General features: G+C 72.8%; 23 protein-coding genes. 6 read left to right on the forward strand and 17 right to left on the reverse strand.

Translation table 11 applies throughout. The annotated features are described in order from the left end of the window. The first annotated feature begins 50 nt into the window (after window positions 1-50). From Q5530_RS07020 to Q5530_RS07030, 3 genes are all read left to right on the forward strand, one after another. Window positions 51-1,361: a cellulose binding domain-containing protein gene (locus tag Q5530_RS07020; RefSeq protein WP_415361410.1), complete on the forward strand. Its 1,311-nt coding sequence runs from the start codon at window positions 51-53 to the stop codon at window positions 1,359-1,361. A gap of 92 nt (window positions 1,362-1,453) precedes the next feature. Further along, entirely contained in the window at window positions 1,454-4,192 is a 2,739-nt protein-coding gene (locus tag Q5530_RS07025) for a beta-L-arabinofuranosidase domain-containing protein (protein ID WP_415361412.1), read from the forward strand. 977 nt (window positions 4,193-5,169) lie between these two features. Further along, entirely contained in the window at window positions 5,170-6,261 is a 1,092-nt protein-coding gene (locus Q5530_RS07030) for a DUF3533 domain-containing protein (protein WP_415361414.1), read from the forward strand. Window positions 6,262-6,393: 132 nt separating this feature from the next. On the opposite strand, the gene Q5530_RS07035 is transcribed toward Q5530_RS07030, so the two are convergent. The 7 genes from Q5530_RS07035 to Q5530_RS07065 form a co-directional block, all read right to left on the reverse strand. Next, window positions 6,394-7,143 carry an SDR family oxidoreductase gene (locus tag Q5530_RS07035; protein ID WP_415361417.1) on the reverse strand — a complete coding sequence of 250 codons (750 nt, stop codon included), beginning with the start codon at window positions 7,141-7,143 and terminating at the stop codon, window positions 6,394-6,396. Window positions 7,144-7,299: 156 nt separating this feature from the next. Further along, the gene (locus tag Q5530_RS07040; protein WP_415361419.1) at window positions 7,300-8,205 is read right to left on the reverse strand and encodes an AraC family transcriptional regulator; all 906 of its coding nucleotides are present in this window, start codon (window positions 8,203-8,205) and stop codon (window positions 7,300-7,302) included. 36 nt (window positions 8,206-8,241) lie between these two features. Next, window positions 8,242-8,727, reverse strand: coding sequence for an MFS transporter (locus tag Q5530_RS07045; protein ID WP_415361421.1), 486 nt, complete (start codon window positions 8,725-8,727; stop codon window positions 8,242-8,244). Next, complete coding sequence (locus tag Q5530_RS07050) at window positions 8,646-8,858, reverse strand: hypothetical protein (protein WP_415361423.1); 213 nt, start codon at window positions 8,856-8,858, stop codon at window positions 8,646-8,648. The genes Q5530_RS07045 and Q5530_RS07050 overlap by 82 nt, the downstream gene beginning before the upstream one ends. Window positions 8,859-8,891: 33 nt before the next feature. Next, window positions 8,892-9,254: a dCTP deaminase domain-containing protein gene (locus Q5530_RS07055; RefSeq protein ID WP_415361425.1), complete on the reverse strand. Its 363-nt coding sequence runs from the start codon at window positions 9,252-9,254 to the stop codon at window positions 8,892-8,894. A 212-nt stretch (window positions 9,255-9,466) separates the two neighbouring features. Next, window positions 9,467-9,700, reverse strand: coding sequence for a hypothetical protein (locus Q5530_RS07060; protein ID WP_415361427.1), 234 nt, complete (start codon window positions 9,698-9,700; stop codon window positions 9,467-9,469). A gap of 140 nt (window positions 9,701-9,840) precedes the next feature. Continuing rightward, window positions 9,841-11,229: an aspartate aminotransferase family protein gene (locus Q5530_RS07065; protein WP_415361428.1), complete on the reverse strand. Its 1,389-nt coding sequence runs from the start codon at window positions 11,227-11,229 to the stop codon at window positions 9,841-9,843. A gap of 110 nt (window positions 11,230-11,339) precedes the next feature. On the opposite strand from Q5530_RS07065, the gene Q5530_RS07070 reads away from it, so the two are divergent. Then, window positions 11,340-11,795 carry an Lrp/AsnC family transcriptional regulator gene (locus Q5530_RS07070; RefSeq protein WP_415361429.1) on the forward strand — a complete coding sequence of 152 codons (456 nt, stop codon included), beginning with the start codon at window positions 11,340-11,342 and terminating at the stop codon, window positions 11,793-11,795. A 78-nt stretch (window positions 11,796-11,873) separates the two neighbouring features. On the opposite strand, the gene Q5530_RS07075 is transcribed toward Q5530_RS07070, so the two are convergent. The 10 genes from Q5530_RS07075 to Q5530_RS07120 all read right to left on the reverse strand — a co-directional run bounded on the left by Q5530_RS07075 (window position 11,874) and on the right by Q5530_RS07120 (window position 21,123). Then, the gene (locus tag Q5530_RS07075) at window positions 11,874-12,140 is read right to left on the reverse strand and encodes a hypothetical protein (protein ID WP_415361430.1); all 267 of its coding nucleotides are present in this window, start codon (window positions 12,138-12,140) and stop codon (window positions 11,874-11,876) included. Window positions 12,141-12,234: 94 nt separating this feature from the next. Beyond that, window positions 12,235-12,708, reverse strand: a complete 474-nt coding sequence (locus tag Q5530_RS07080; protein WP_415361431.1) for a hypothetical protein — start codon at window positions 12,706-12,708, stop codon at window positions 12,235-12,237. A gap of 82 nt (window positions 12,709-12,790) precedes the next feature. Further along, a complete protein-coding gene (locus Q5530_RS07085) occupies window positions 12,791-13,279 on the reverse strand; it encodes a hypothetical protein (RefSeq protein ID WP_415361432.1) in 489 nt (162 codons plus the stop codon). Then, window positions 13,266-14,228: a DUF6895 family protein gene (locus Q5530_RS07090; protein WP_415361433.1), complete on the reverse strand. Its 963-nt coding sequence runs from the start codon at window positions 14,226-14,228 to the stop codon at window positions 13,266-13,268. Before Q5530_RS07090 ends, Q5530_RS07085 begins: the two co-directional genes overlap by 14 nt. Next, complete coding sequence (locus tag Q5530_RS07095; protein WP_415361434.1) at window positions 14,225-14,998, reverse strand: ABC transporter permease; 774 nt, start codon at window positions 14,996-14,998, stop codon at window positions 14,225-14,227. The genes Q5530_RS07090 and Q5530_RS07095 overlap by 4 nt, the downstream gene beginning before the upstream one ends. A gap of 10 nt (window positions 14,999-15,008) precedes the next feature. After that, entirely contained in the window at window positions 15,009-15,914 is a 906-nt protein-coding gene (locus tag Q5530_RS07100) for an ATP-binding cassette domain-containing protein (protein ID WP_415361435.1), read from the reverse strand. Continuing rightward, window positions 15,911-16,456, reverse strand: coding sequence for a flavoprotein (locus Q5530_RS07105; RefSeq protein ID WP_415361436.1), 546 nt, complete (start codon window positions 16,454-16,456; stop codon window positions 15,911-15,913). Before Q5530_RS07105 ends, Q5530_RS07100 begins: the two co-directional genes overlap by 4 nt. A gap of 7 nt (window positions 16,457-16,463) precedes the next feature. Then, window positions 16,464-17,804 (reverse strand): lanthionine synthetase C family protein, encoded by a 1,341-nt coding sequence (locus Q5530_RS07110; protein ID WP_415361437.1) that lies wholly within the window; start codon window positions 17,802-17,804, stop codon window positions 16,464-16,466. Beyond that, window positions 17,801-20,893 carry a lantibiotic dehydratase gene (locus tag Q5530_RS07115; RefSeq protein WP_415361438.1) on the reverse strand — a complete coding sequence of 1,031 codons (3,093 nt, stop codon included), beginning with the start codon at window positions 20,891-20,893 and terminating at the stop codon, window positions 17,801-17,803. The genes Q5530_RS07110 and Q5530_RS07115 overlap by 4 nt, the downstream gene beginning before the upstream one ends. A 53-nt stretch (window positions 20,894-20,946) precedes the next feature. Further along, window positions 20,947-21,123, reverse strand: coding sequence for a gallidermin/nisin family lantibiotic (locus tag Q5530_RS07120; RefSeq protein WP_415361439.1), 177 nt, complete (start codon window positions 21,121-21,123; stop codon window positions 20,947-20,949). A 227-nt stretch (window positions 21,124-21,350) separates the two neighbouring features. On the opposite strand from Q5530_RS07120, the gene Q5530_RS07125 reads away from it, so the two are divergent. Together Q5530_RS07125 and Q5530_RS07130 are read left to right on the forward strand one after the other, a co-directional pair. Further along, window positions 21,351-21,905 carry an RNA polymerase sigma factor gene (locus Q5530_RS07125; RefSeq protein WP_415361440.1) on the forward strand — a complete coding sequence of 185 codons (555 nt, stop codon included), beginning with the start codon at window positions 21,351-21,353 and terminating at the stop codon, window positions 21,903-21,905. Then, window positions 21,902-22,786 carry a hypothetical protein gene (locus Q5530_RS07130; RefSeq protein ID WP_415361441.1) on the forward strand — a complete coding sequence of 295 codons (885 nt, stop codon included), beginning with the start codon at window positions 21,902-21,904 and terminating at the stop codon, window positions 22,784-22,786. The genes Q5530_RS07125 and Q5530_RS07130 overlap by 4 nt, the downstream gene beginning before the upstream one ends. Window positions 22,787-22,801 lie beyond the last annotated feature (15 nt).

A 22,801-nucleotide genomic window follows, 5' to 3' on the forward strand; every position in this document is an offset into this window, starting at 1 on the left:
GCCGCCCACCGGCACCACGTGGGCGGTCCACGACGACAGGAGGAACAACGATGTTCCACCAGCACGAGGTCCGACGCAGGTCCCTGATCGCGGCCGTCGCCGCGGGCGCCCTGCTCCTGCTGGGCGCCGGCGGCGTGGCGCTCGGGGGCACGACCCCCGACCGGGTCGGCACGACGGCGGCGACCGCCGGGTGCGGCAAGGCGCCCACCCTGACCAGCGGCACGCACACGATCACCAGCAGCGGCCAGAGCCGCACCTACGTCCTGCGGGTGCCCGCCGACTACGACCGCGACCGCCAGTACCGGCTGTTCGTGGGCTTCCACTGGCTGAACGGCACCGCCAACGACGTCGACTCGGGCGGCGCGGACGGCTACAACTGGTCGTACTACGGGCTGCGGCGCCTGGCGGACGCCGCGGACAACAACACGATCTTCGTCGCGCCGCAGGGCCTCAACAACGGCTGGGCGAACTCCGGCGGTCGCGACCTGACCTTCGTCGACGACCTGGTCCGGCAGCTCGACACCGCCCTGTGCATCGACACCACCCAGCGCTTCGCCGGCGGCTTCAGCTACGGCGGAGCCATGTCGTACGCGGTCGCCTGCGCCCGCCCCACCGTCTTCCGCGCGGTCGTGGTCTACGCGGGCGGGCAGCTCAGCGGGTGCAACGGCGGCACCCAGCCCATCGCCTACCTGGGGCTGCACGGCATCGGCGACACGGTGCTCAACATCTCCCAGGGGCGGGCGATGCGCGACACGTTCGTGCGCAACAACGGCTGCACGGCCCAGAACCCGCCGGAGCCGCGCGCGGGCAGCCTGACCCACGTCGTCACGGCCTACACCGGCTGCCGCGCCGGGTACCCGGTCGTGTGGGCCGCGTTCGACGGCGGCCACACGCCCGCCCCGGTCGACGGCTGCTCCTGCACCGGCTGGCGGACCTGGACGTCCGCCGAGGCGTGGAGGTTCATCACCCAGTTCGAGGGCAGCGGCCCCACGACCACCACCACGACGACCACGACCACCACCACGACTTCGGTGCCCGGGGGCACGACCTGCCGCGTCACCGACACCATCAACGCCTGGAACACCGGCCTGACGTCCAGCATCACCATCACCAACACCGGCACCACCCCGGTCAACGGCTGGTCGCTGGTCTTCACGCTGCCCGGCGGGCAGACCGTCACCTCCGGCTGGAACGCCACCTACTCCCCCACCTCGGGCCAGGTGACCGCCAGGAACGTCGCCCACAACGCCGGCCTCGCGCCGAACGCCTCGGTCACCATCGGCTTCCAGGCGAACCACACCGGCAACACCGCCGCCCCGACCTCGTTCGCCCTCAACGGCAACACCTGCTCGACCCCCTGACCACGCCGCGCCGCCGCGGCGAAGCACGATCGGACACCACCACGCCGCCGCCGGACCCACCGCGTCCGGCGGCGGCCGATGACAGGAGTGCCATGTCGTCCTCACCGCTGAGCCGACGCAGACTGCTCCAGGCCGCCGGGGTCGCGGCGGTCGCGACCGCCGCGCCGTCGATGCTCCCGGGGGTCGCCCACGGGGCCTCGGTCCCGCCGGTCCGCGGCGACCTCGGCGTGTCGGCGCACCCGTTCGACCTGGGCCAGGTCCGCCTGACCTCGGGGCGTTGGCTGGCCAACCAGGACCGCACCCTGTCCTACCTGCGGTTCGTGGACGTCAACCGGTTGCTCTACAACTTCCGGATGAACCACCGGCTGTCCACGCAGGGCGCCGCCGCCCTGGGCGGGTGGGAGGCGCCGAACTTCCCCTTCCGCACCCACAGCCAGGGCCACTTCCTCACCGCGTGGGCGCAGGCGTGGGCGGTCCTGGGCGACACCACCTGCCGGGACCGGGCCAACCTCGTGGTCGCCGAGCTGGCCAAGTGCCAGGCGAACAACGCGGCGGCCGGGTTCACCGCCGGGTACCTGTCCGGGTTCCCCGAGTCGGACTTCGACGCGATGGAGGCGGGCAGCCCGAAGTCCGTGTCGTACTACTCGCTGCACAAGACCCTCGCCGGGCTGCTGGACGTGTGGCGCCACATCGGCAACACGCAGGCGCGCGACGTGCTGCTGCGGTTCGCGGGCTGGGTGGACTGGCGCACCGCCAGGCTGTCCTACGCCCAGATGCAGCGCGTGCTGGGCACGGAGTTCGGCGGCATGAACGCGGTGCTGGCCGACCTCTACCAGCAGACCGGCGACGCCCGCTGGCTCGCCACCGCCCAGCGGTTCGACCACGCGGCCGTGTTCGACCCCCTGGCGGCCAACCAGGACCGGCTCAACGGGCTGCACGCCAACACCCAGGTGCCCAAGTGGATCGGCGCGGCGCGCGAGTACAAGGCCACCGGCACGACCCGCTACCGCGACATCGCGTCCAACGCCTGGAACATCACCGTGGCCGCGCACACCTACGTGATCGGCGGCAACAGCCAGGCCGAGCACTTCCGCGCGCCCAACGCCATCGCCGCCTACCTCAACACGGACACCGCCGAGGCGTGCAACACCTACAACATGCTCAAGCTGACCCGCGAGCTGTGGCTGCTCAACCCCGACCACGCGGCGTACTTCGACTTCTACGAGCGCGCGCTGCTCAACCACCTGATCGGCCAGCAGAACCCCGCCGACCCGCACGGCCACATCTGCTACTTCACCGGCCTCAACCCCGGTCACCGGCGGGGCAACACCGGGCCCGCGTGGGGAGGCGGCAACTGGAGCACCGACTACACCACCTTCTGGTGCTGCCAGGGCACCGCGCTGGAGGTCAACACGTCCCTGGCCGGCGCGATCTACTTCCGCAACGGCACCACGCTCACGGTGAACCTCTACACCCCGTCGGTGCTGACGTGGTCGGAGCGCGGCATCACGGTCACCCAGACCACGACCTACCCGGCCTCCGACACCACCACCCTCACCGTCGGCGGCAGCGCGGCCGGGTCGTGGACGATGCGCCTGCGCATCCCCGCGTGGACCACCGGGGCCACCGTCAGCGTCAACGGCGTCGCGCAGGGCGTCGCCGCCACCCCGGGCACCTACGCCTCGCTGACCAGGTCGTGGGCGCCCGGCGACACGGTCACCCTCCGCCTGCCGATGCGCGTGGTGACGCAGGCCGCCAACGACAACCCGGCCGTCGTCGCGATCACCTACGGTCCCGCGGTCCTGTCGGGCAACTACGGCAACACCGCCCTGTCCCGGCTGCCCGTGCTCGACGTCGGTTCCATCACCCGCACCAGCACGTCGTCGCTGGCCTTCACCGCGCGGGCCGACGGCGCGACGGTCAACCTCGGCCCGTTCCACGACGCCCACGGCCACAACTACACCGTCTACTGGAGCACCACCGGTGGGGGCGGCGGGTCGGAGGGCGGGTACCGGCTGTTCAACGCCGCCAGCGGCCTCGTGCTCGGCGTGCAGGACATGTCCACCGCCGACGGCGGCCCGGCCGTGCAGTGGGGCGACACCGGCACCGCGGACCACAACTGGCAGGTCGTCGCGGACGGGAGCAACGTCCGGCTGCGCAACCTCAACAGCGGCAAGGTCCTCGGCGTGCAGGACATGTCGACCGCCGACAACGCGCGCGTCCTCCAGTGGAGCGACACCGGCACCGCCGACCACAAGTGGACCCTGGTGGACAACGGCGACGGCACGCACAAGATCCGCAACGTCAACAGCGGCAAGCTGCTGGGCATCCTGGGCGGTTCGACGGCGCAGGGCGCCCAGGCCGTGCAGGACCCCGACAACGGCTCGGCCGACAACCGGTGGCGGTTCGTGCCCACCGGCGCCCGGCGCGTGCAGAACCGCGCCAGCGGCCTCGTGCTCGGCGTGCAGGACATGTCCACCGCAGACGGCGGTTCGGTCGTGCAGTGGGACGACAACGGCACCGCCGACCACCTGTGGACCGCCGTGCTCGACCCCGACGGGTACTTCCGGCTGCGCAACTCGCACAGCGGCAAGGTGCTCGGCGTCGAGAACGGCGCCAACGCCAACAACGCCCGGGTGCTCCAGTGGTCGGACAACGGCACCACCGACCACAGGTGGCGGCTCCGCCACGGCGGCAACGGCTACTTCCGCGTCCAGTGCGGCAACGGCGGGCGGGTCCTCGGCGTGGCCGGCAACTCCACCGCCCGTGGCGCGCAGGTCGTGCTGTACGACGACAACGGCGCCGCCGACCAGCTCTGGCGCTTCGTCTGAGCCCGACCGGCCCGGCGTCGCCCGCGAGGGGAAGAACGCACCCCGGTACGGCGTCGGGTCGGTGGCCGGTGCCGGCGGGCGGCTGGGTCCCGGGACCCAGCCGCCCGCCGGCACGTGGCCTGAGCCGCTTCGGGTGCGTCCCCGGAACACGCTCGCGGATTTACCTGTTCGAACAGGTAAATCCGCTCCACGGGCATCCCGCCCGAGAAGAGGCACTTCCTCGACGCGAGCGGACGAGATGGTCCGCGACGCCGTCACCCACCTCAAGCGCCTCGCCGAGTCGGGGAGCGCCGCCGACCTCTGAGGCGGCGCGACGGCGCCGGGGTGACCGCCGTGGCCGGTCGCGCGAAGTCCCGTCGACCGGTGACGCGCCGACGGGCGACCACCCGATCGGCGGGCACGGCCGACCGCGCCGGGCGCGCGGCCGGGTCCGTGGGACCGTCGTCCCGCCGGCACCGGAGAGGACCGACCACGCCCGTCCCGCACGCCGTCCGGACCGTCGGCGCCCACCCGCACAGCGTGTCGCTGGTGTTGACCACCGCTCGGGTCGTCGGCCTGTGGCCCGGCGTGCTGGAGTCGCGCACGGTCGACAACGTCCACCACGTGACCGCGGATCTCCCCCGCCTGGGTGTCACCCGGATGCGCATCGCGGTCACCGCCCCGCTCCGGTCGGCCGACTCGTTCCTGGTCACCTTCACGGTCGAGGGTGACCTGCCGCCGGTGGCGGGGCGTTCCGCGTCGTCCCTGCCACCGACGACCCGCTCGGTGGGGCGTGCTGCCGCTGAGCGTGGACCACGAGCACACCGACCCGCCGCTGCACGACTCGGCCGAGGCGTTCCTCGGCGTGATCGCGGCGCAGGTCGAGCAGCGCGCCCGGGACGGGTGAACGAACCCGCCGCCCGGACTGCGTGGCCGGACGGCCTGCCCCATGCTGTCCGAAGAGGACGGCAGGCAGCACCGCGGAGGACACCCACCCGATGACCCACCCATCCCCCACCGGGCAGCCCGTGACCGGGGGTCAGGAGCGGACCCGCTTCGCCGACGAGCTGCGCGACGCGCTCGACCTGCGCGCGGTGCTGCTGATCCTGGGCGTCCTGGCGTTGCAGCTGGGCTTCGTGCTGTCCTACATCGGCGCCTTCCACGCACCCACGCCGCACCGCATCCCCGTCGCGGTCGTCGCGCCCGCACCCGTGGCCGACCAGCTAGTCCAGCGGCTCGACGCGCTCGACGGTGAACCGCTCCGGGCGCGCACCGCCGACAGCGAGGACCGGGCCCGCGCCCTGATCCTGGACCGGACCGTCGACGCGGCCATCGTCGTCGACACCGGCGGCACCACCGACACCCTGCTGGTCGCCTCCGCGAGCGGCCCGGCCGTGTCCTCCACCGCCGCCCAGATCGCCCAGCAGGTCGAAACCGCCCAGAACCGGCAGGTCACCGTCGAGGACATCCTCCCGCCCGCCGCGGGCGACGGGCGCGGTCTGTCGTCGTTCTACCTGGCGCTGGGCTGGATCGTCGGCGGCTACCTCGCCGCCGCCATCATCGGTCTCGCGGGCGGCGCCCTCCCCGTCAACCTGCACCGCACCCTCATCCGCCTGGGCGCCCTCGCCCTCTACGCGGTGGCCTCGGGCCTCGGTGGCGCGCTCATCGCCGGCCCGGTGCTCGACGCCCTGCCGGGTCACCACCTCCGGCTGTGGGCCATCGGCGCGCTCGTCGTCTTCGCCGCGGCCGCCGCCACCGTCGCCTTCCAGGTCCTGCTGGGGGTGGTCGGCATCGGCGTGACCATCCTGGCCTTCGTCGTCCTGGGCAACCCCAGCGCGGGCGGCGCCTACCCGACGCCGCTGCTGCCGGCGTTCTGGCGCGCCATCGGCCCCTGGCTCCCGCCCGGCGCGGCCACCACCGCGATCCGCAACACGGTCTACTTCTCGGGCCACGCCACCGCCGGACCGCTGTGGACCCTCTCCGCCTACGCCCTCGGCGGCATCGCCCTCGCCGTGGTCGCGACCCTCGCCCGCCGACGACGTGCCCCGCAACTCCGGCACGGCAGGCACGAGGTGCGGCAGCACCCCTGATCCGACACCACTGACCCGACACCCCGGGTCGGGCACCCCGGGTCGGCCCGGCGGGCGGTGAGGCCGGACGGCACGGCGGCCGGGCGGGACTCGGAGGGGTGACGGCACGGCGTCACCCCTCCCGTTCGTCGATCACCTCGCCTCGGCGAGCCGGACGGCGTCGGGGCCGGCCGGGAAGCGGAGCTGACCGGTCGTGTCGTGCACCGCCCGCCACACCGCCTCGGCGACGTCGCTCTCCCGGGTGAACAGGTCCTGGCCCATGAAGCCGTCCACGGCCTTCTTCGCCCACACCGCGTAGGGCTCCGGGAACATGTCGTCCGGCGAGACCCCGTTCGTGGCCCGGACCCCGAAGTTCGTCGTCAGGCAGGCGCCCGGCTCGACCGTCTTCGCCCGCACGCCGAAGGGCGCGAGTTCGAGCGCGAGGGACGCGGTGAACCCCTCGACCGCCATCTTGCTCGCCTTGTACACGGCCGTGAGCGGCATGTGGCCCAGCACCACGCTGGAGGTCACGTTGACCACCACGCCGGAGCCGCGCTCGCGGAACTGCGGCAGCACCGCCCGGGTCGTCTCCATCACGCCGAACGTGTTGGTCTCGAACACCTCCCGCACCCGGGCCGCGGGGGTGCCCTCGAACACGCCGATCGACGGGATGCCCGCGTTGTTGACCAGGGCGTCGACGGGTCCCGCCGCCTCGAACGCGGCGGCGATGCCGTCCGGTTCGGTCACGTCGAGGCCGATGACGCGCAGCCGGTCCGACTCGGGCAGGACGTCCGGACGCGGGGTGCGCATCGTGGCGATGACGTTCCAGCCCCGGTCGTGGAAGTGGAGGGCGGTCTCCCGCCCGTAGCCGGAGGAGGTGCCGGTGATCAGGACCGTCTTCACGTGGTGCTCCCTGCGGTGTCGTGGAACCCCCGGGCGGAGCAGCATCTTCCTACCCGGGTGGAGAAGTCGTGATCCCATTCAACCGCTCTGACCTGCTGGAACAGTAGAACCATCCTGCCCCGTCCTTGCACGATCCTCCACCGGCCCCGGTCCGGTTCAGCCCAGGGCGCCCGCCGTGGCGCGCCCGGCGTCCCGCAGGCGGGCCGCGTCCCGGCTCGGGGGCGCGCCGAACCGGCGGCGGTACTCCCGGCTGAACTGCGACGGGTTGTCGTAGCCGACGCGCCGGCCGACCCCGGTGACGTCGCCCGGATGGGTGGCGAGCAGCAGCCGGGCCTCCTGGAGCCGGATCTGCTTCTGGAACTGGATGGGGCTCATCGCGGTCACCGCCTGGAAGTTGCGGTGGAAGGCGGAGACGCTCATGCCGGACATCCGCGCCACGTCCTCGACCCGGAAGGGCTGCGCGTAGTGCTCGCGGATCCAGCGCACGGCCCGCGAGACGTGGCTGAGGCCGCTGTCGGCCAGGCCGAGCTGGCGCACCGTCGCCCCCTGCTCCCCGGTGATCACCCGCCACAGGACCTCGCGCTTGACCATCGGCGCCAGCACGGCCCGGTCGCGGGGCTCGTCGAGCAGGCGCAGCAGCCGGACCACCGCGTCGAGCAGCGCGGGGGAAGCGTCGCTGACGGCGATGCCCGACGGGACGCCCTCGCCGGCGCGCGGGACGTCCCCGGGACCGGCCTGGAGCAGCAACTCGGCGACGGCGGCGGGTTCCAGCACGAGACCGAAGCCCAGGGCGGGCCGCTCGGGGTCCGCCCGGGTGAAGTGCCCGGTGACGGGCAGGTCCACGGAGGCGACCAGGTACTGCCCGGGGCCGTACTCGTAGATCCGGTCGCCCAGGGCGAGGCGCTTGGCGCCCTGGGCGATGACCGCGAGGATCGTGCCGGAGGTGGAGGGCGTCGGCGGATCCGGCCGGTCGACCTTCGAGATCAGGACGCCGTCGATGGCGGTGGTCCAGTCGGGGCGGACGTGCCGGGCCAGCAGGGCGCGGAGCTCTTCGAGGCACATGCGCCCATTGCAGCACCTGCCCCCGACGACACGAGGTCACGTCCGCCCGTGGACCGGCCGGCGCGGGCGTGCGACGACCAGGGCGCACAGGCCGGCGGCGAGGAACGAGCACACGGCCGCGGCGAGGAACACCCAGCGCAGGCCGAAGGCGCTGCCCAGGAGTCCGCCCGCGCCGTTGCCGAGCAGACCGGCGACCGACCGGGCGGCGACGAAGACGCCGGTGCCGAACGCGTCCCGCCGGGGGAACCGCTCCCGCACCGCGGCCATCCCGACGTTCGCCAGGCAGGCGACCGCCACCGCGCCGAGCACCTGGAGCAGCGCCAGTTGCCACACCCGGTCGACGTGGGCCGGCAGGACCACCTCGACGCCGGCGGCGACGCAGCCGCCCAGCACCACCCGGTCCGGGCCCCACCGGGTCGCGGCCACGCCGCAGACCGGGATCAGCACCACCTCCGCCGGCGGCGCGACGCCCAGCACCAGCAGGACCCGTGCGAGCGGCAGGCCCGCCCCCTCAGCCCGCACGCACCGAGCGCCACCCGGTCGGCGGTCCGCGCAACGTCGAAGGTCGCGGCGTTGCGCAGCCCCTGGGCGCTCGCCTCCCGGCGCGCGGCCGGGTCGTCGGCCAACAGGTCGATCCCGGTGGCGATGCGCATGGGTGCTCCTCGGCCCGGGTCGGTCCACGGGCATCAGCCGACGGGCCGGGTCGTCAGCTCCTCGTCGCTGAAGTCGCGGTGGATCATCGAGGGCATCGGGCGGCGCGAGTGCTGGTACTTGCCCCGGTAGAGCTCGATCTCGCCTTCGACGGACCAGCAGGTCACCTGTCCGATGCGCATTCCCGGGTAGACCCGGACCGGTTGTACCGCGTGCAGCTGGAGCGTCCAGTTGTTGATCGAACCGATGTCGATCAGATCGGCGGTCACGTGGATGAACAGCCCGAGCCTGGCGATGGAGGACCTCGCGCGGATGATGGGGACGTAGTGCTCGCTGCCCATCCGCTCCGCGGTGCCGGCCAGGTAGATCCGGCCGAGCTCTTCACACCGCTCTACCACCCGGATTGATGGCCTGCCACCGCACACACCCCGCACCTACGGCTTGCCCACAATGCTTGACAGGCGGCGATGACGGGCCAACAATGCCCGCTCCGGACGACCGGTATTGTGACCGACCCATCCGGTGATATCGCCTGTACAGCGTATTGATGTGGTCCGAGCGGGTACTGCCGCACCGGGAGAAGCCGAATGCCGCGCAACGGGGAACGACCTCATCCCCTGAGCACCGGCAGACCGGCGACCAGCCGCTCGCGCAGGGCGTCGCCGTCGACCCCGCCCGCGCCGTCGAGCACCTCGGGCACGAGGAGGTCCGCGACCGGGACGGCGGTGGCCTCCACCTCCGCCGCGTTCAGGTGGGTGTGGTCGGCGCAGGGCGGCTGGACGAGGCGGCCCGACAGCGTGCCGCCGACGTGGTCGGGGGCGCACTCGGCCAGCCACACCTGCACGGCGGCCCGCAGGTCACCGCGGAACTCCAGGTACTTGTCGGTGTACTCGCCGAAGACGACCTCCGCGGTCGTGTCGCCGGTGACGACGATCTTCGGGTCGCACGTGGTACGGCCGCACGGTACCGGCAGCGGCGGTCGGGTCAGGCCCGTCGTGCGGCGGTGGTCAGCGCCCGGTCGAGGAGGTCCAGGCCGCGGTCGAGCTCGGTGTCGGTGATCGTCAGCGGCGGGGCCACCCGGAGGATGCTGCTGCTGCCGGGGAACTGGACGATGTTGAGGTGCAGGCCCAGCTCGAAGCAGGCGGCGGTGACCTCGGCCCCGAACCGCTCGGCCGGGTGCTTGTCGACGCGGTCGGTGACCAGCTCGACGCCCTGCAACAGCCCCCGGCCGCGGACGTCGCCGATCCGGTCGTGGCGGGACTGGAGCTCCAGCAGGCCGTGGCGCAGCCGCTCGCCCCGGCGCCGGGCGATCCGGTCGAAGCCGTGCTCGGCCAGGACGGTGACGACCGCCAGGCCGACCGCCGCGGCCAGCGGGTCGGAGACGTGGGTGGTGACGAAGTAGTAGCCGCGCTCGTGGCAGCGCTCCTCGACCTCCGCGCTCGTGATCACCGCCGACACCGGCAGCCCCGCGCCGAGGGTCTTGGACAGGGTGAGGATGTCGGGCACCACGCCGTCGCGCTGGAAGGCGTACCAGTCGCCGGTGCGGCACAGCCCGGTCTGCGCCTCGTCGAGGATCAGCAGCATGCCGCGCTCCTCGCACTTGCGCTTGAGCGCGGCGAAGTAGCCTGGTGGGGGTTCGATGACGCCGCCGGTGCTCAGGACCGGTTCGGCGATGAACGCGGCGAGGCTGCCCACGGACTGCCGGTCGACCATCGTGAACGCGAAGTCCAGCTCGGCCCGCCAGTCGTGCTCCCCGTCGCGGGTGAGCAGCGGGCGGTAGGCGTTGGGGGTCGGGACGACGATGTTGCCCGGCGCGACCGGTCCGTACCCGGTGCGGGCGACGCTGAAGGTCGCCGCGCCGGCCGCGTGGGTGACGCCGTGGTAGGACTGGTCGAAGGCGACGATCTCGTGCCCGCCGGTGCAGAGCTTGGCCATCCGGATGGCCGCCTCGTTGGACTCGCCGCCGGTGCTCAGCAGCATCACCTTGTCGAGCGGGTCGGGCAACGTGGCGGCCAGCGCGGCGGCCAGGTCGACCACCGGGCGGCTGAGCATCCAGCTGAAGAGGTGGTCCAGCGTCGCGATCGAGCGGCTGACCGCCTCCACGACCGCCGGGTGCGAGTGCCCCAGCAGGGCGCTCATCTGCCCGGAGGTGAAGTCCAGGATCGCGCGCCCGTCGCTGTCGAACACCTCCGACCCGGCGGCGCGTTCGATGATCGCCGGGGTGAAGTCGCTGCCCGAGTAGCGGATCAGGTGGCGGCGGGCCGTGGCCCAGAACTCCTCGGTGGTGGCCCGCGCGCCCGCCGGGGGCAGCGACGGGAACGGCGGCGCGGGCGTCGCGGGCGGCGTCGCGGAGGGCTCGATGGTGGTGCTCATTGTCCTACCCCTGTCTCCGAGCGGCCAGTGCCGACGACGGTAGGCGGCAGACCGGAGCAGCCGATTGCTTTTGTTGCTCGCGAACGGCCCACCGTTGGCACAATCAGCCCGTGGATCGCATCGACCGCGCGATAATCGACCAACTGCGTCGCGACTGCCGCCTGACCAACACCGAGCTCGCCGACCGGATCGGCCTCACCCCCTCGCCGTGCCTGCGCAGGGTCAAGAGGCTGGAGGAGGACGGGGTGATCCTCGGCTACCACGCCCGCATCGCCCCCGACGCCCTCGCCCGCGGCTTCGAGGTCCAGGTCGACCTCGAACTCGCCGACCAGGCGCGGGCCACCGTCGAGCGGTTCGAGGCCGCGCTGGTCGCCTTCGACGAGGTCGTCGAGGCGCGCCGCATGTTCGGCGCACCGGACTACCACGCCCTGATCGCCGTGGCCGACCTGCCCACCTACGAGCGCTTCCTGACCCAACGGCTGATGGCCGTACCCGGCCTGGCGAAGCTCCAGTCGCGCTTCGCCATGAAGACCATCAAGTCCGACGTGGCGCGGACCGGGCGGTGACGGCGGACCGGGCGGCGACAACGCGTGGCCCCGGCGTACCGCCGCCGCACGCGGGTCCGCCCAACCCGACCAAGGCCCCTACTGCCCGGCGGAACCCGACGCCCGTTCCCTGACCTCGGTGCAGGCGTCGAGGAACTCCAGCGGACCGACCTCGCGCAACCACCGGTGGTCGTACACGTGTTCCGAGACCGGGTCCGTCTCCCGCAGGAACCACCTGACCTCGACGTCCTGCCAGTGCGGACCGGTGATGACGCCGGGCGCCCCCGGCCTCAGGTCGACGCCCTCCAGCCCTTCCGGCGGCGCCCACACCACGTAAGCGCCGGCACGCAGGTCTTCTCGCTCCACTCCGCCCCCTTCGATGGCGATGATGGTATCCGTGAGAAAGGGTGGCCGCCACGCGAGCACATCACGCGTGGCGGCCACCGGGAAAACCGTTCGCTTACGCCCTGCCGCACTCGGCCCAGGAGCTCGCCGACCCGCTGTCCCATTCCGGGTAGGCGGTGATGACGCCGTTCTGCCCGGCGACCACCTTCACGTACCGGCCCGCCCGGAACTGCCACCGCCACTCCCGCTTGCCGTCGTACGCGCGGAAGGCGCCGTTGGCCACCACCGACTCCATGCACTCCAGCGTGACGTCCCAGTTGTCGACGTTGTGCTTGAGCTCGATGTGCACGGCCCCGTAGGTCTGTCCGTTGCCGCACAGCAGTTCCTCGTGCGCGAAGCCGCCCTGCACGGTGGCGAAGTAGTCGTCGAGGCGGTCACCCGGCACGCTGGCGCTGTCGGAGCCGACGTTGAAGGCATGGCAAGCGCGCACGGCCGCGGTGCTCTGCGCCTGGGCGGCGGCCGGGAACGCGACCAGCGCCGCGGCCAACACGGCGAGAATCAGTCCCAGTTTCGTTCCTGTGCTTTTCATGAATTTCCTCCGAGTGACGGAAAGGATCGCTTCGACCCATCCCCGATACAAGCGGTGCCGAACCCGTTCGACAAGGGGAAAATCATTTTCTGGCATCAATGGCAGTCGCTGTCAGCACTGCTTCGAATGCGCTCGCGCACGCGACGGTCAACGGCACGCGCACCGCTGTCGACAGGTGCGGGTCCCCCTCATCGGGCACGATGCCGAACCCGCCGTCCGCCTGCTGCTGGGAGATCAGGAACGCGACGGCCGCGACCGTGGTGGGGTCGTCCCCGGCTGCCAAGCCGGTGGCAGTCCGCACCAGTGCCGCCGTCAGGTCGAGGTCGCGATGTCGGACGGCGATGACCAGGGCCTGGGCCACGACCTCCGCCCAGCGCGCCCGCGTCCCGGCCGACGCGGCGGCCGCCTGCCCGGCGAGCCGGCGCAGGTGGTCGGGATCGGCGCGCAACCAGTCCGGCGGAACGGCGGGCTCGGCGGCCGGCGGCGGCTCGCGGAGTTCGCCGTGGTCGTGGTGGAGCAACCAGGCGTCGGCCCGGCGCAGTGCCTCGGCGAGTCGCTCAGGTCGGCGCACCGGCTCGCTCCAGTCCCGCCGCGGCCAACGCGGTGGCCACGGTCGTGTGGTAGCAGGTGCCGAACAGGTAACCGTCGGCCTTGGGGCCGGACACCCCGCTGAGCAGGTCCGGCCGGTGCAGCGGTCCGGGGACGGCGCCGTCGGCGCGTTGCGCACCCGACACCCGTCGCCAGGCGGCACGTGACGGCGGCCCACCCGCCAACAACGCGGTGAGCGCTAGCTCGGCGCCCAGGTCGAGATCGCCCTCCGCGACCTTGGCCGCGAACAGCAGGCGTGCCACCTCCCCTGCGGCGCTGACGTCACCACCGAGCGCCACCACGCCGAACCCGGTCGCGTAGAACACCGCGTGGGTGAACGCGTAGCACTCGTTGTCGGTCATCAGGAAGGGATTCAGGTGCTGCCCGGCGAGCCACCGGTCGTACAGCGCGCCGGCCCCCGGCAGGTGTCCCCGCCAGCCGCCCAGGTCGATGACGTAGGCGAGTTCGAGCGCTGCCACGGTGTCCGCGCTCGGGCGCACACCGGCGTCGAGCAGGCGCTCGACGGCGCCCGCCAACTCGTCGACCGGCTCGCCGAACCGCATCAGCAGGGCGATCAGCCAAGCGTGGTAGGTGAACAGCGCGTCACCGCGGTGCAGGCCGGCCGCGAACGCCCGGGTGCGCACCAGCCGCACGGCCAGCGGCAACGCCCGGTCGAGCAGCCGCGAGCAGGGACGGCCGGCCCGTCCGGCGACCTCGCACAACTGCAGGAGTTCGAGCAACGGACCCGCGGGGAACGGCCTCGGCGACAACACGCGCTGCCAGACCGACGGGTCGAACCAGGAGAGGTGGGTCTCCAACCAGCCCAGGGCCTCGCCCAGCGTGTCGCGACCGCCCGACAGCACCGGTTCGGGCTGCTCGGTCCATCGCGGGAAGCCGTCGACCAGGCCGCGGTACCGCGCAGGAGGGGTCATCTGCCGGTCCGGAACCGGAGCATCCCACCGAGCACCAGCGCCAGCCCGGCGAGCACCAGCACGTCCAGCCAGAGCGGAAATGCCCGGGGTGCACCACCGAGGGGCGCCAGCAGCAGGTGCCGCACCCCGTCCACGGCGTAGGTCATCGGGTTCAACCTCATCACGGTCAGCAGCCACGCGGGGCCGGAGTCCGGCAGGAAGACCGAACCGGACAGGAACAGCAACGGGTACATCGCGAGTTGCACGGCCGCCTGCAGCGTCTCCACCTGCTTGATCGCCGTGGCCAGGTAGACACCGAGGAGGCCGAACACCGCACTGACGAGGGTGAAGGCGAGCACCCCGCCGAAGAAGGTCACCACCGTCAGCGGCAGGTCGAGCAGCGGCGCGAACAACAGCATCACCGCGCTCTGCGCACCGGCGACCAACGCACTCGCGACCACCTTGCCCAGTGGCAGGCACAGCCGGGGCACCGGTGCGATCAGCATTCCGCGCAGCGCTCCGTACTCCCGGTCGAAGGCGTAGGTGAGCCCGGAGCTGACACCGATCGTGACCACCTGGATGGCCACGATGCCGGGGAACACGAAGGCGCTGAAGGGGACCGCGTCGACCGAACCGATCATCCCGTCGAACCCGACCGCGAAGACGAGCAGGAAGAACACCACCTGCACGCCCTGGGAGACCAGCACGCCGGGGTGCCGGACCTGCCGGTACAGGTCGCGCGCGGCCACGACCGCCGTACCGCGCACGACGTCCTGCTGCAGCAATGCCATGCCCTCTCCCCTAGTGCTCGGTGGTCGCGAAGTAGACGTCGTCCAACGACGGCCTGCGCACCGACACCTCCAGCACGGGCACCGCGATCGCCCGGACGACCTCGGCCACCCGGCTCTCCGGTTCGGCGCACCGGACGAGCACTCCGTCCGGACCGCGGTCCGCATCGAAGCCGGCGAGGTGCAGCTGAGCCGTCGCTGCGACGTCGTCAGCGGTCACCAGGCGCAGGTCGGAAGCCGACAGCCCGGCCTTGAGCTCGGCCGGCGAGCCCTGGCGGACGACGGTCCCCCGGTTCACGATGACGACGCGGTCTGCGAGTTCGGCCTCGTCCAGGTAGTGCGTCGCGTACAGCACGGTCACGTCCGACTCGTCACGGAGTCCGAGCAGGTCCTGCCAGACCGTCCTCCTGGCGTCCGGGTCCAGGCCCGTGGTCGGTTCGTCCAGGATGACCAGCCCCGGTCGGTGCAGCAGCGCCCTGGCGAGTTCGAGCCTCCTGGTGAGCCCGCCGGACAGCTCGGAGACCGGCGCGTGCCTCCGGTCGGCGAGCCCGAACCGCGTCAGCAGTTCGTCGGTGCGCGTGCGGGACGCGGCCCTCGTCATCCCGAACAACCTGGCGTGGAACCAGAGGTTGCGCTCCACCGGGAGGTCCTGGTCGAGGGTGCACTCCTGGAAGACCATGCCGATCCGACCGCGGGCCGGCACCGGGTTCACCGCGGTGTCGTGCCCGAACACCCGCACCTGGCCCGAGTCCGGCGCCAAGGCGGTCGACAGCGCCTTGAGCAGGGTCGACTTGCCCGCGCCGTTCGGACCGAGCAGCGCGATGACCTCGCCCGGCCGCGCGCTGAGCGAGACACCGCCGACCGCGGTGGCGCCGCCGTAGGAGATGCGCAGGTCGCGGACCTCGAACGCCGGGGTCACGCGATCGCCTCGACGCCGCTCACGCACCGCACGACGTCCTCGGGAGGTGGCGGCACGAGGCCGGGCACGATCGCGCGGCTCGCCACCTCGTAAGAAGCGCCGGCGATCGGCTCGACGACCCGGTGGCCGTCCCCGCGCAGCACCGCGACGTTGCGCTGAACGGCCGGTTTGCCCCACATCACCGGGTTCATCGCGGGCACCAGGGTGATCGGACCGTCGACGGCCAGCAGCGCGGTGGTCAGCCGGCTCGGCGCCAGCCCGTGCGCGAGGCAGCCGAGCAGGTGGGCCGTCGCGGGCAGCACCAGCGTGTGGTCGGCCCAACGGCCGAGCGCCACGTGGCTGCGTGCCGGGTCGGCGTCGGTGTACACGCGGTCGCAGATCACCCCCAGGGCCTGCGCGGAGATGAAGGCCGACGCCGACACCGTGACCACGGCGATGATCTGGCGCACCCCGGCAGCCCGGAACGCGTAGAGGTAGTTGGGCAGCGTCAGCGCCGCGACCGAGCCGCTGACGCCGAGCAACAGCTTCTCCGGACAGGACATGGTCACCTCACGCCAGCACCAGGGCGGTGTCCCAGTGCGCACCGCACTCGGGGTGGATCGACGGGAGCAGCGCGCACACCACCCCTGCCGCGCCTTCGAGCAGACCGGCGACGTCGAGCGAGCGGTGCCGCGTCGCCGAGCGCCAACCGTCCGGCGAGTCGGGCACGAGGTGACCGAACACGAACGCCGCGTCGGGGTCGGCGAAACCCAGCGTGCGCTCGGTCAGCGATTTCCCGGCGGCCAGCAGCACCGGATCTCCCGATGCCGTGCCGAGCCGCCGCACCACCTGGAGCAGACCGGCGTAGCCGTGGCAGACGGTCGGTCCGTCCAGCCGCCACGAGCGCTCGTCCCGGTCCAGCGCCGCCCGCAGCGCCGCCACCGCCGTCGCGCACCACTCGGGTTCGCGCAGCGCCTGCCCCGCCCGGTGCAGCGCTGCGGCCACCCCGGGCGTGCCGTAGCACCAGGCGGTACGGGTGAACAGGCGGTCCGTGCGCCCGGTCTCGTCGTCCCAGCTAACTCGGCACGGCCAGTACGGTCCGGTTTCGTCGTGCAGCAGCCAGCCGAGCAGCCACTGCGCGATCCGCCTGATCGCCGCGCGCTGCCCCGGCACCTCCCGTTCCCGCTCCAGCGCGATCGAGAGCACCGCGAGCGGGCCCGGGATCCCGTGCGCCAGCCCGAGGTTGAAGTCACCGCGCGGGTAGGCCAGCGCGTCCTCCTCGGTGGGCTGTAGTTCCCGCGGTACCCACCACCCGGGCACCGAACGGCCGCCTACCTCGATCGGCTCGGTCAACCGCGCGAGGTGCGCCAGGCTCCGCTCGACGGTCTCCTCCGCTTCCGCGCCGACGTCCAGCAGCAGGCGGGTGGTGCCGGCGATGCCGTTGATCACGTCGTAGTGGTTCCAGGCCACCCCCGGCTCGGCTCGCGCACGACAGGCGTCCAGCCTGGCGTTCTGGTCGTCGACGACCCAGGCGGTGAGCTTGCGGCGGAACGCGGCGTAGTGCGGTGCGAGCGCGTTCGTCGCGGCCAGCAGCGAGGCCGGTCCGGCGAACAGGCCGTTGGCGGGTTGCGCGTGCATCAACTCACCCGCCCGGTGGATGTGCCTGTGCGCGGTGGCGAGCCAGCGTTCGTCCGCCTTGGCGAGTTCGGCGTACATCACCGCGACGCCGGGCAACCCGTTGGAGAGCGTCAGCGGACCCCACATCGACGCCTGGTAGACCGGCTCGCGGTTGTCCGGCCGGTCGGTCACCGCAGCCACCCGGTCGGGGTCGGCAAGCCGTTCGGCGGCCAACAGCACCGCCTCCTCGGCCAGTTGAGCGCCGGCACCGGACAACTCGACACCCGTGGTCATGCCCTGCTCCTCCGCCTCTGGTTGTCCTGCACCGCGCCGCGGGCGATGCCCAGTACCCTGGCCTCGCGCTCCGACGAGCCGCCGAGCAGGCGGTTGCACGTCATGTGCAGCAGGCTGCCGACGATCCGGGCCTCCGGAGTCGCGCACAGCCCTTCCGCGATCAGCGCCCGGATCCGCTCGCCGAACGCGTGCGCCGCGCGGTCCCGCGCGGCGAGCACCCGGAGCAGCCGTGCGCCGGCGTCGTCGCCGCGGAGTTCCGGCCAGCCGCCCGCGGGGTCGATCCGGCTCCGCCACCGGGCGGCGTCGCCGCGGTAGGCGTCCGGCAGTTCACGGCGACTGCCCGTGATGGACAACCAGGACACCGCCGGATCGGCGCTCGGGTCGACCCAGGGTGCACCGGGGGACGGCGGGCCGAACGCGTGCGCCAGCGAAGCCGCCGAGATCGCGCCCAGGGTCTCGACCGGGAACACCCCCTCCTGGGCGAGCCGCAGCAGCGACACGGCGGCCACGCTGTCCGCGCAGAACAGTTCCTCCGCCGCCGTGCGCGCGGCCGCGCCGCCGTACCTCTCCAGTTCGGGGTCGAACTGCTCGATCCGGTGCGCACCGACCAGGCCGTCGTGCTGCCAGTCCGCCAGCGTCGAGCTGAGGGAGGGCAGCAGTCCCGACCAGAGCCGCCCCGCCGCACCGTGGAACCGCAACCGCAGGTGGTGCCCGGTGGCATCGGTGTACCGGATGAAGAACCAGCGGTCGACGCCGTGCTCGGTGGCGGCGGCGACCAGCGCGGGGACGTGGTTGCGCAGCAGGTCGTCCTGGCCGGTGACCGAGCCGTGGACCACCAGGTAGAGCCAGTCGCCGGCGAGTTCCGGCGGCCGTGCCCGGGGCACGACGTGCGCGACGTGCGGTGGCCTGGCGCGTTCGACCTTCGGCACCAGGGGCACCACCAGTTCCACCGCGCGCTCGTGCGCCGCGCCACCGGACGCACCCGCGGCGACCTCCTGCGCGACGAGCCCGGGGTTGCGGCGCAGTTCGTCGTGCAGCAGTTCGAGGTGCCGGTGGTCGTCGAGGGAGAGCAGCAGCCGCTGATCGGTGCTGACCACCAGCACCTGGTCGGGCACCCTCCACCGGGCGCGCCAGCCCGCGACCTCCTCCGCCCACCGGGGGCTCTCGGTGGGCAGTTCGTCGAGTCGCCAGGTGGCGGGAGCCAGCACCGACCGCCCGAAGCGCACTCTCGGCAGGAAGGGCGAGTTGGCCATCGGCCCCCAGTTCCACGGCTCCCACAGGCGCTGGCCCTCCATGCCGATCTCGTAGAGGAACCGGGTGGTGTTGGGCGCCTGGACGACGGGGCTCACCATGTTCGGCAGAACCGGCACGAGTTCGCGGTTCGTGGGTACGTGCACGACGTACAGCCGTTCCAGGGTCGCCCCGACCGCGATCTCCGCCGGCGGGATCTCCTCGACGCCCTCGGCGTCCGGCAACCCGACGGCGACGCGCCTGCCCGTGGCCGGTGGGGTGTGCGCCAGGTTCGCGGCCTTGCCCGATCGCGGCGTGAAGGCCAGGTCGACCGGGACCGCACCCGGCACGTGCACCGCCACCGGCCCGCGCCACCGGGGAAGCAGGTCCCAGAACCGGCCGAAGGTGGCGCCCGCGTGGTGCGATCCGGGGCTCGGCGAGACGACCACCCGGAAGTCCTCCGCGGCCGAGTCGACCACGTGCAGGTAGAGCTCGCACGAGTTGGGCAGGTCCGCGGGGTCGGCGTCGTCGTGGGCGAGTTCGCCGATCAGGTCGTCGTCCAGGACGACCTCGCGGTGCCCGTCCCGCAGCGCTCGCACGACCAGTCCGCTGATCGCCCGGTCGCGCCTGGTGCCGGAGGGTTCGACCGGGTCCTCGGGCGCCGCCTCGCTCTCCGGCCACGCGTAGCCGGCGGGCGCGCCCAGGGATCGGGTCGGGTCCAGCAGTTCCTCGATGGGCACGAGCCGGTCGACGCCGTAGCGTTCGAGGAAACGGCCGTGGAAGCCGCGCAGCGGCCGCATGCCGAGCCTTGGCGGGGAGAGCCGCCACAGCACGGTCGCGAGCCGCTCGACCTCGTCGCGCACCCGGTGCGGGAGCCTGACCTCCGCGTCGATGCACGTGTCCACGTGCAACGGGGTGTCGAGATCGGTGATCCGGCGCGCGAGCCCGACCAGCTCGACGAGTTCGGCACGACCGTCTCCCGGGCGCTTGGCGTCGAACCGCTTGCGCCCCTCGTCGAGCCGGCGCAGGCGCGCGAGCGGCTCGGCATCGCGCAGGGGCAGCTCCGCCAGCCTGTCGATGACGCGGGTGAGCGGGTCGCCGCCGTCCAGCGGCGGGCGCAGGTCGGTGATCAGGAGTTCCTGATCGACCAGCACGTGCAGCAGGCGGAGCACCCGGTCGACCCCGCCCGGGGAGAACCGCGCCGCCAGCTCGTCCGCCAACTCCGCGGCGACGACCGGGGTCGCGGCCGCGGCCAGTGCCGCGGACACCACCGGTGAGTTCCGCACGGAGACCACGGTCCTGGTCTGCTGACCGGGCACGGCCCCGAGGGCGGACGGCACCTCCAGCACCACCCGGTCACCGCGCCGGAGGAGCGACTGGTGCGTGCGCAGGCGCAGGGCGGGCAGCACGTCCGGCCGCGATTCCAGGTCGTGCACCACCCGGTACAGCCAGCTCATGTCCACGTGGGTGCGATGCCGGTGCTCCTCGCCCCACCCGAACTCGGCGCCCACGCCGAACTCCCCGGCGCACACGCCGGCGAACAGCCCGAACGGTGTCGGCCGCGTCCGCATCCGGATGTCGTAGCGCAACACGGCCAGAGCGGCTCGTCGCAGCTGCTTGGGCCGCAGTTCCGCCGCTCGGCCGACCGCGATCCGGTCCAGTACGGCGGCCAGGCTGGGACTGGCGAGCGTGACGGCTTCGAGCAGCGGCGGGTCGGCCAGGGCCGCGCGCAGCAGGGCGAGGTGTCCGCCGCCGGTGTCCGCCGCGGAGAGACCGGGCCCCTCGTCCCGGCAGCGCATCGGAGCGCGGACCAGGAAGACCGGCCAGGCGCGGAACAGCGGCTCCACTTCGTCCCCCAACGCGGGTTCGGGCCGCCGGGCCGGGAGGGTCCCCGACCCGGCGGCGGTTCGGATCAGCAGCAGAAGCTGCAGTTGCTGCCACCACCGGGGCTGGTGCACCCCGGGGTGCACAGCGAGATGCTGGTGACGGCCGGGGTGATCGCCATTCGCTCGACGCCGACCTCCAGGTCCAGGTCGAACAGGTCCAGGTCCCCCATGGTCGGGGCCTCGACGGCTTCGATCGCGGACATCGCTTCCTCCTCAACAAGATCGGGGCACGGATTTCCGTGCCGGGTGACACTTCCCCTCGAAACGGTGGCCGTGGACCACCGCCCTCCACGCAATCAGGACGGGTGAACCGGCTCAAGCAGGTGGCCGACAACTGGCAGTGCTCGCAGTCGACCTGGCAGTTCACCTGATCGGGTCCAGATGTGCCGAGCTGTGAACCTGCCCGACACGAACTGCTACACACGTTCGTGTGGGGTCGGACGAACAGCTCATGGCCGCGGTCGCGGGTGGCGACCAGGAGGCGCTGCGCGAGCTGTACGAACAGCACGCGGCGGGAATGCTCAGGCTGTTGCGCAGGCTCACCTCCGACGCCTCGGCCGCCGACGAGATCCTGCAGGAGTCGTGGCTCGCGGTGTGGCAGTCGGCTGCCGGGTTCCGGGGTGAGTCCTCGGTGAGGGGCTGGCTGTACGGCGTCGCCAGGAGGCAGGCGCACAACCGGTTGCGCAAGGCCCTCCCGCCCCAGGTCGAACTGGACGACGCCGCCGACGTCCCGGACACCGCGCCCGGCGTCGAGGACCAGGTGCTCGGCCTCGCCGAGCGCAGGGCCCTCGCGACCGCCGTCGGTGCCCTGCCGGAGCACCTGCGCGAGGTGCTCGTGCTGGTGCTGGCCGAGGAGATGTCCTACCAGGAAGTTTCCGCCGCGCTGGGCATACCGGTGGGCACCGTGAAGAGCAGGATGTCGCACGCGCGTCGCAGGCTCGCGGACGCGCTGGCACCCGTCCGAGGGGAGAGGGGTGGCCGGTGACGGTTCACCTGTCCGACGCCGACCTGGCCCTGCTCGCCCGAGGGGGGCAGGAGACCGAGCCGCACCTCGCCCGGTGCCCGGACTGCCGACTCCGGTGGCACTCGTGGCAGCAGGTGGCCACCGCGACCAGGACCGCGGTGGCCCCGCTCGGGTCGGCGACGCCACCTCCGTTCGACTCGCTGGCGGCGGTGATCGGACTCCGCCCCGAACCGCTGCCGGTCGCCGGCCAGGGCCTGTTCCTCTCCTGGTCCGCCATCGCGCTGCTGGTGGTGAGGCAGGTGCGGCTCATGCCGCGCACACTGCTGCCGATCAGCGTGGTGGGGATCGCGCTGGCGGTGTTCATCGGGCTGGCCACCTCCGACCAGGCGCTGGGCAAGCACCTCTACGCGGCCGTGGTCGCGCTGGTCGCGGTGCTCGGTTCGCTCACCACCTGCTCTCGGCGCACGGACCCCCGCAACGAACTGCTCTGCGCCATGCCGGTCTCGCCGGTGGCGGTGCTCGCGAGCAGGCTGCTGCTGGTGCTGACGACCGAGGTGGTGCTCGCGGTGGCCGGTTCGGTCGCGGTGCGGGTGCTCGGGGAGGTCGCCCCGGTACTCGACCTGGTGTCGAGCTGGTTCGGGCAGATGATGCTCGCCTCGGCCATCGCCGTCGTCGGCTCCGTGTGGCGCTCACCCGGCTTCGGCGGGGGCGCCGCGGTGGCGGTGTGGCTGCTCGGCTCGCTGACCACGATGCCTGGCGGTGAGCTCTCCGCGCGCGCGGGCGTGGTCGCCCAGCAGGTGTGGGGCACCACGCCGTGGACGCTCGTCGCGGCCGCGGTACTGCTGGCGATCGCCCTCAGGCGGGTGTGGCAGTTCCCCGGACGAACCCCGGAACCGGCGTGAACCCCTTCCCGTCCC

The sequence above is a fragment of the Saccharothrix sp. BKS2 genome, from assembly GCF_047689505.1.
Classification (GTDB): Bacteria; Actinomycetota; Actinomycetes; order Mycobacteriales; family Pseudonocardiaceae; genus Actinosynnema; species Actinosynnema lopnurensis.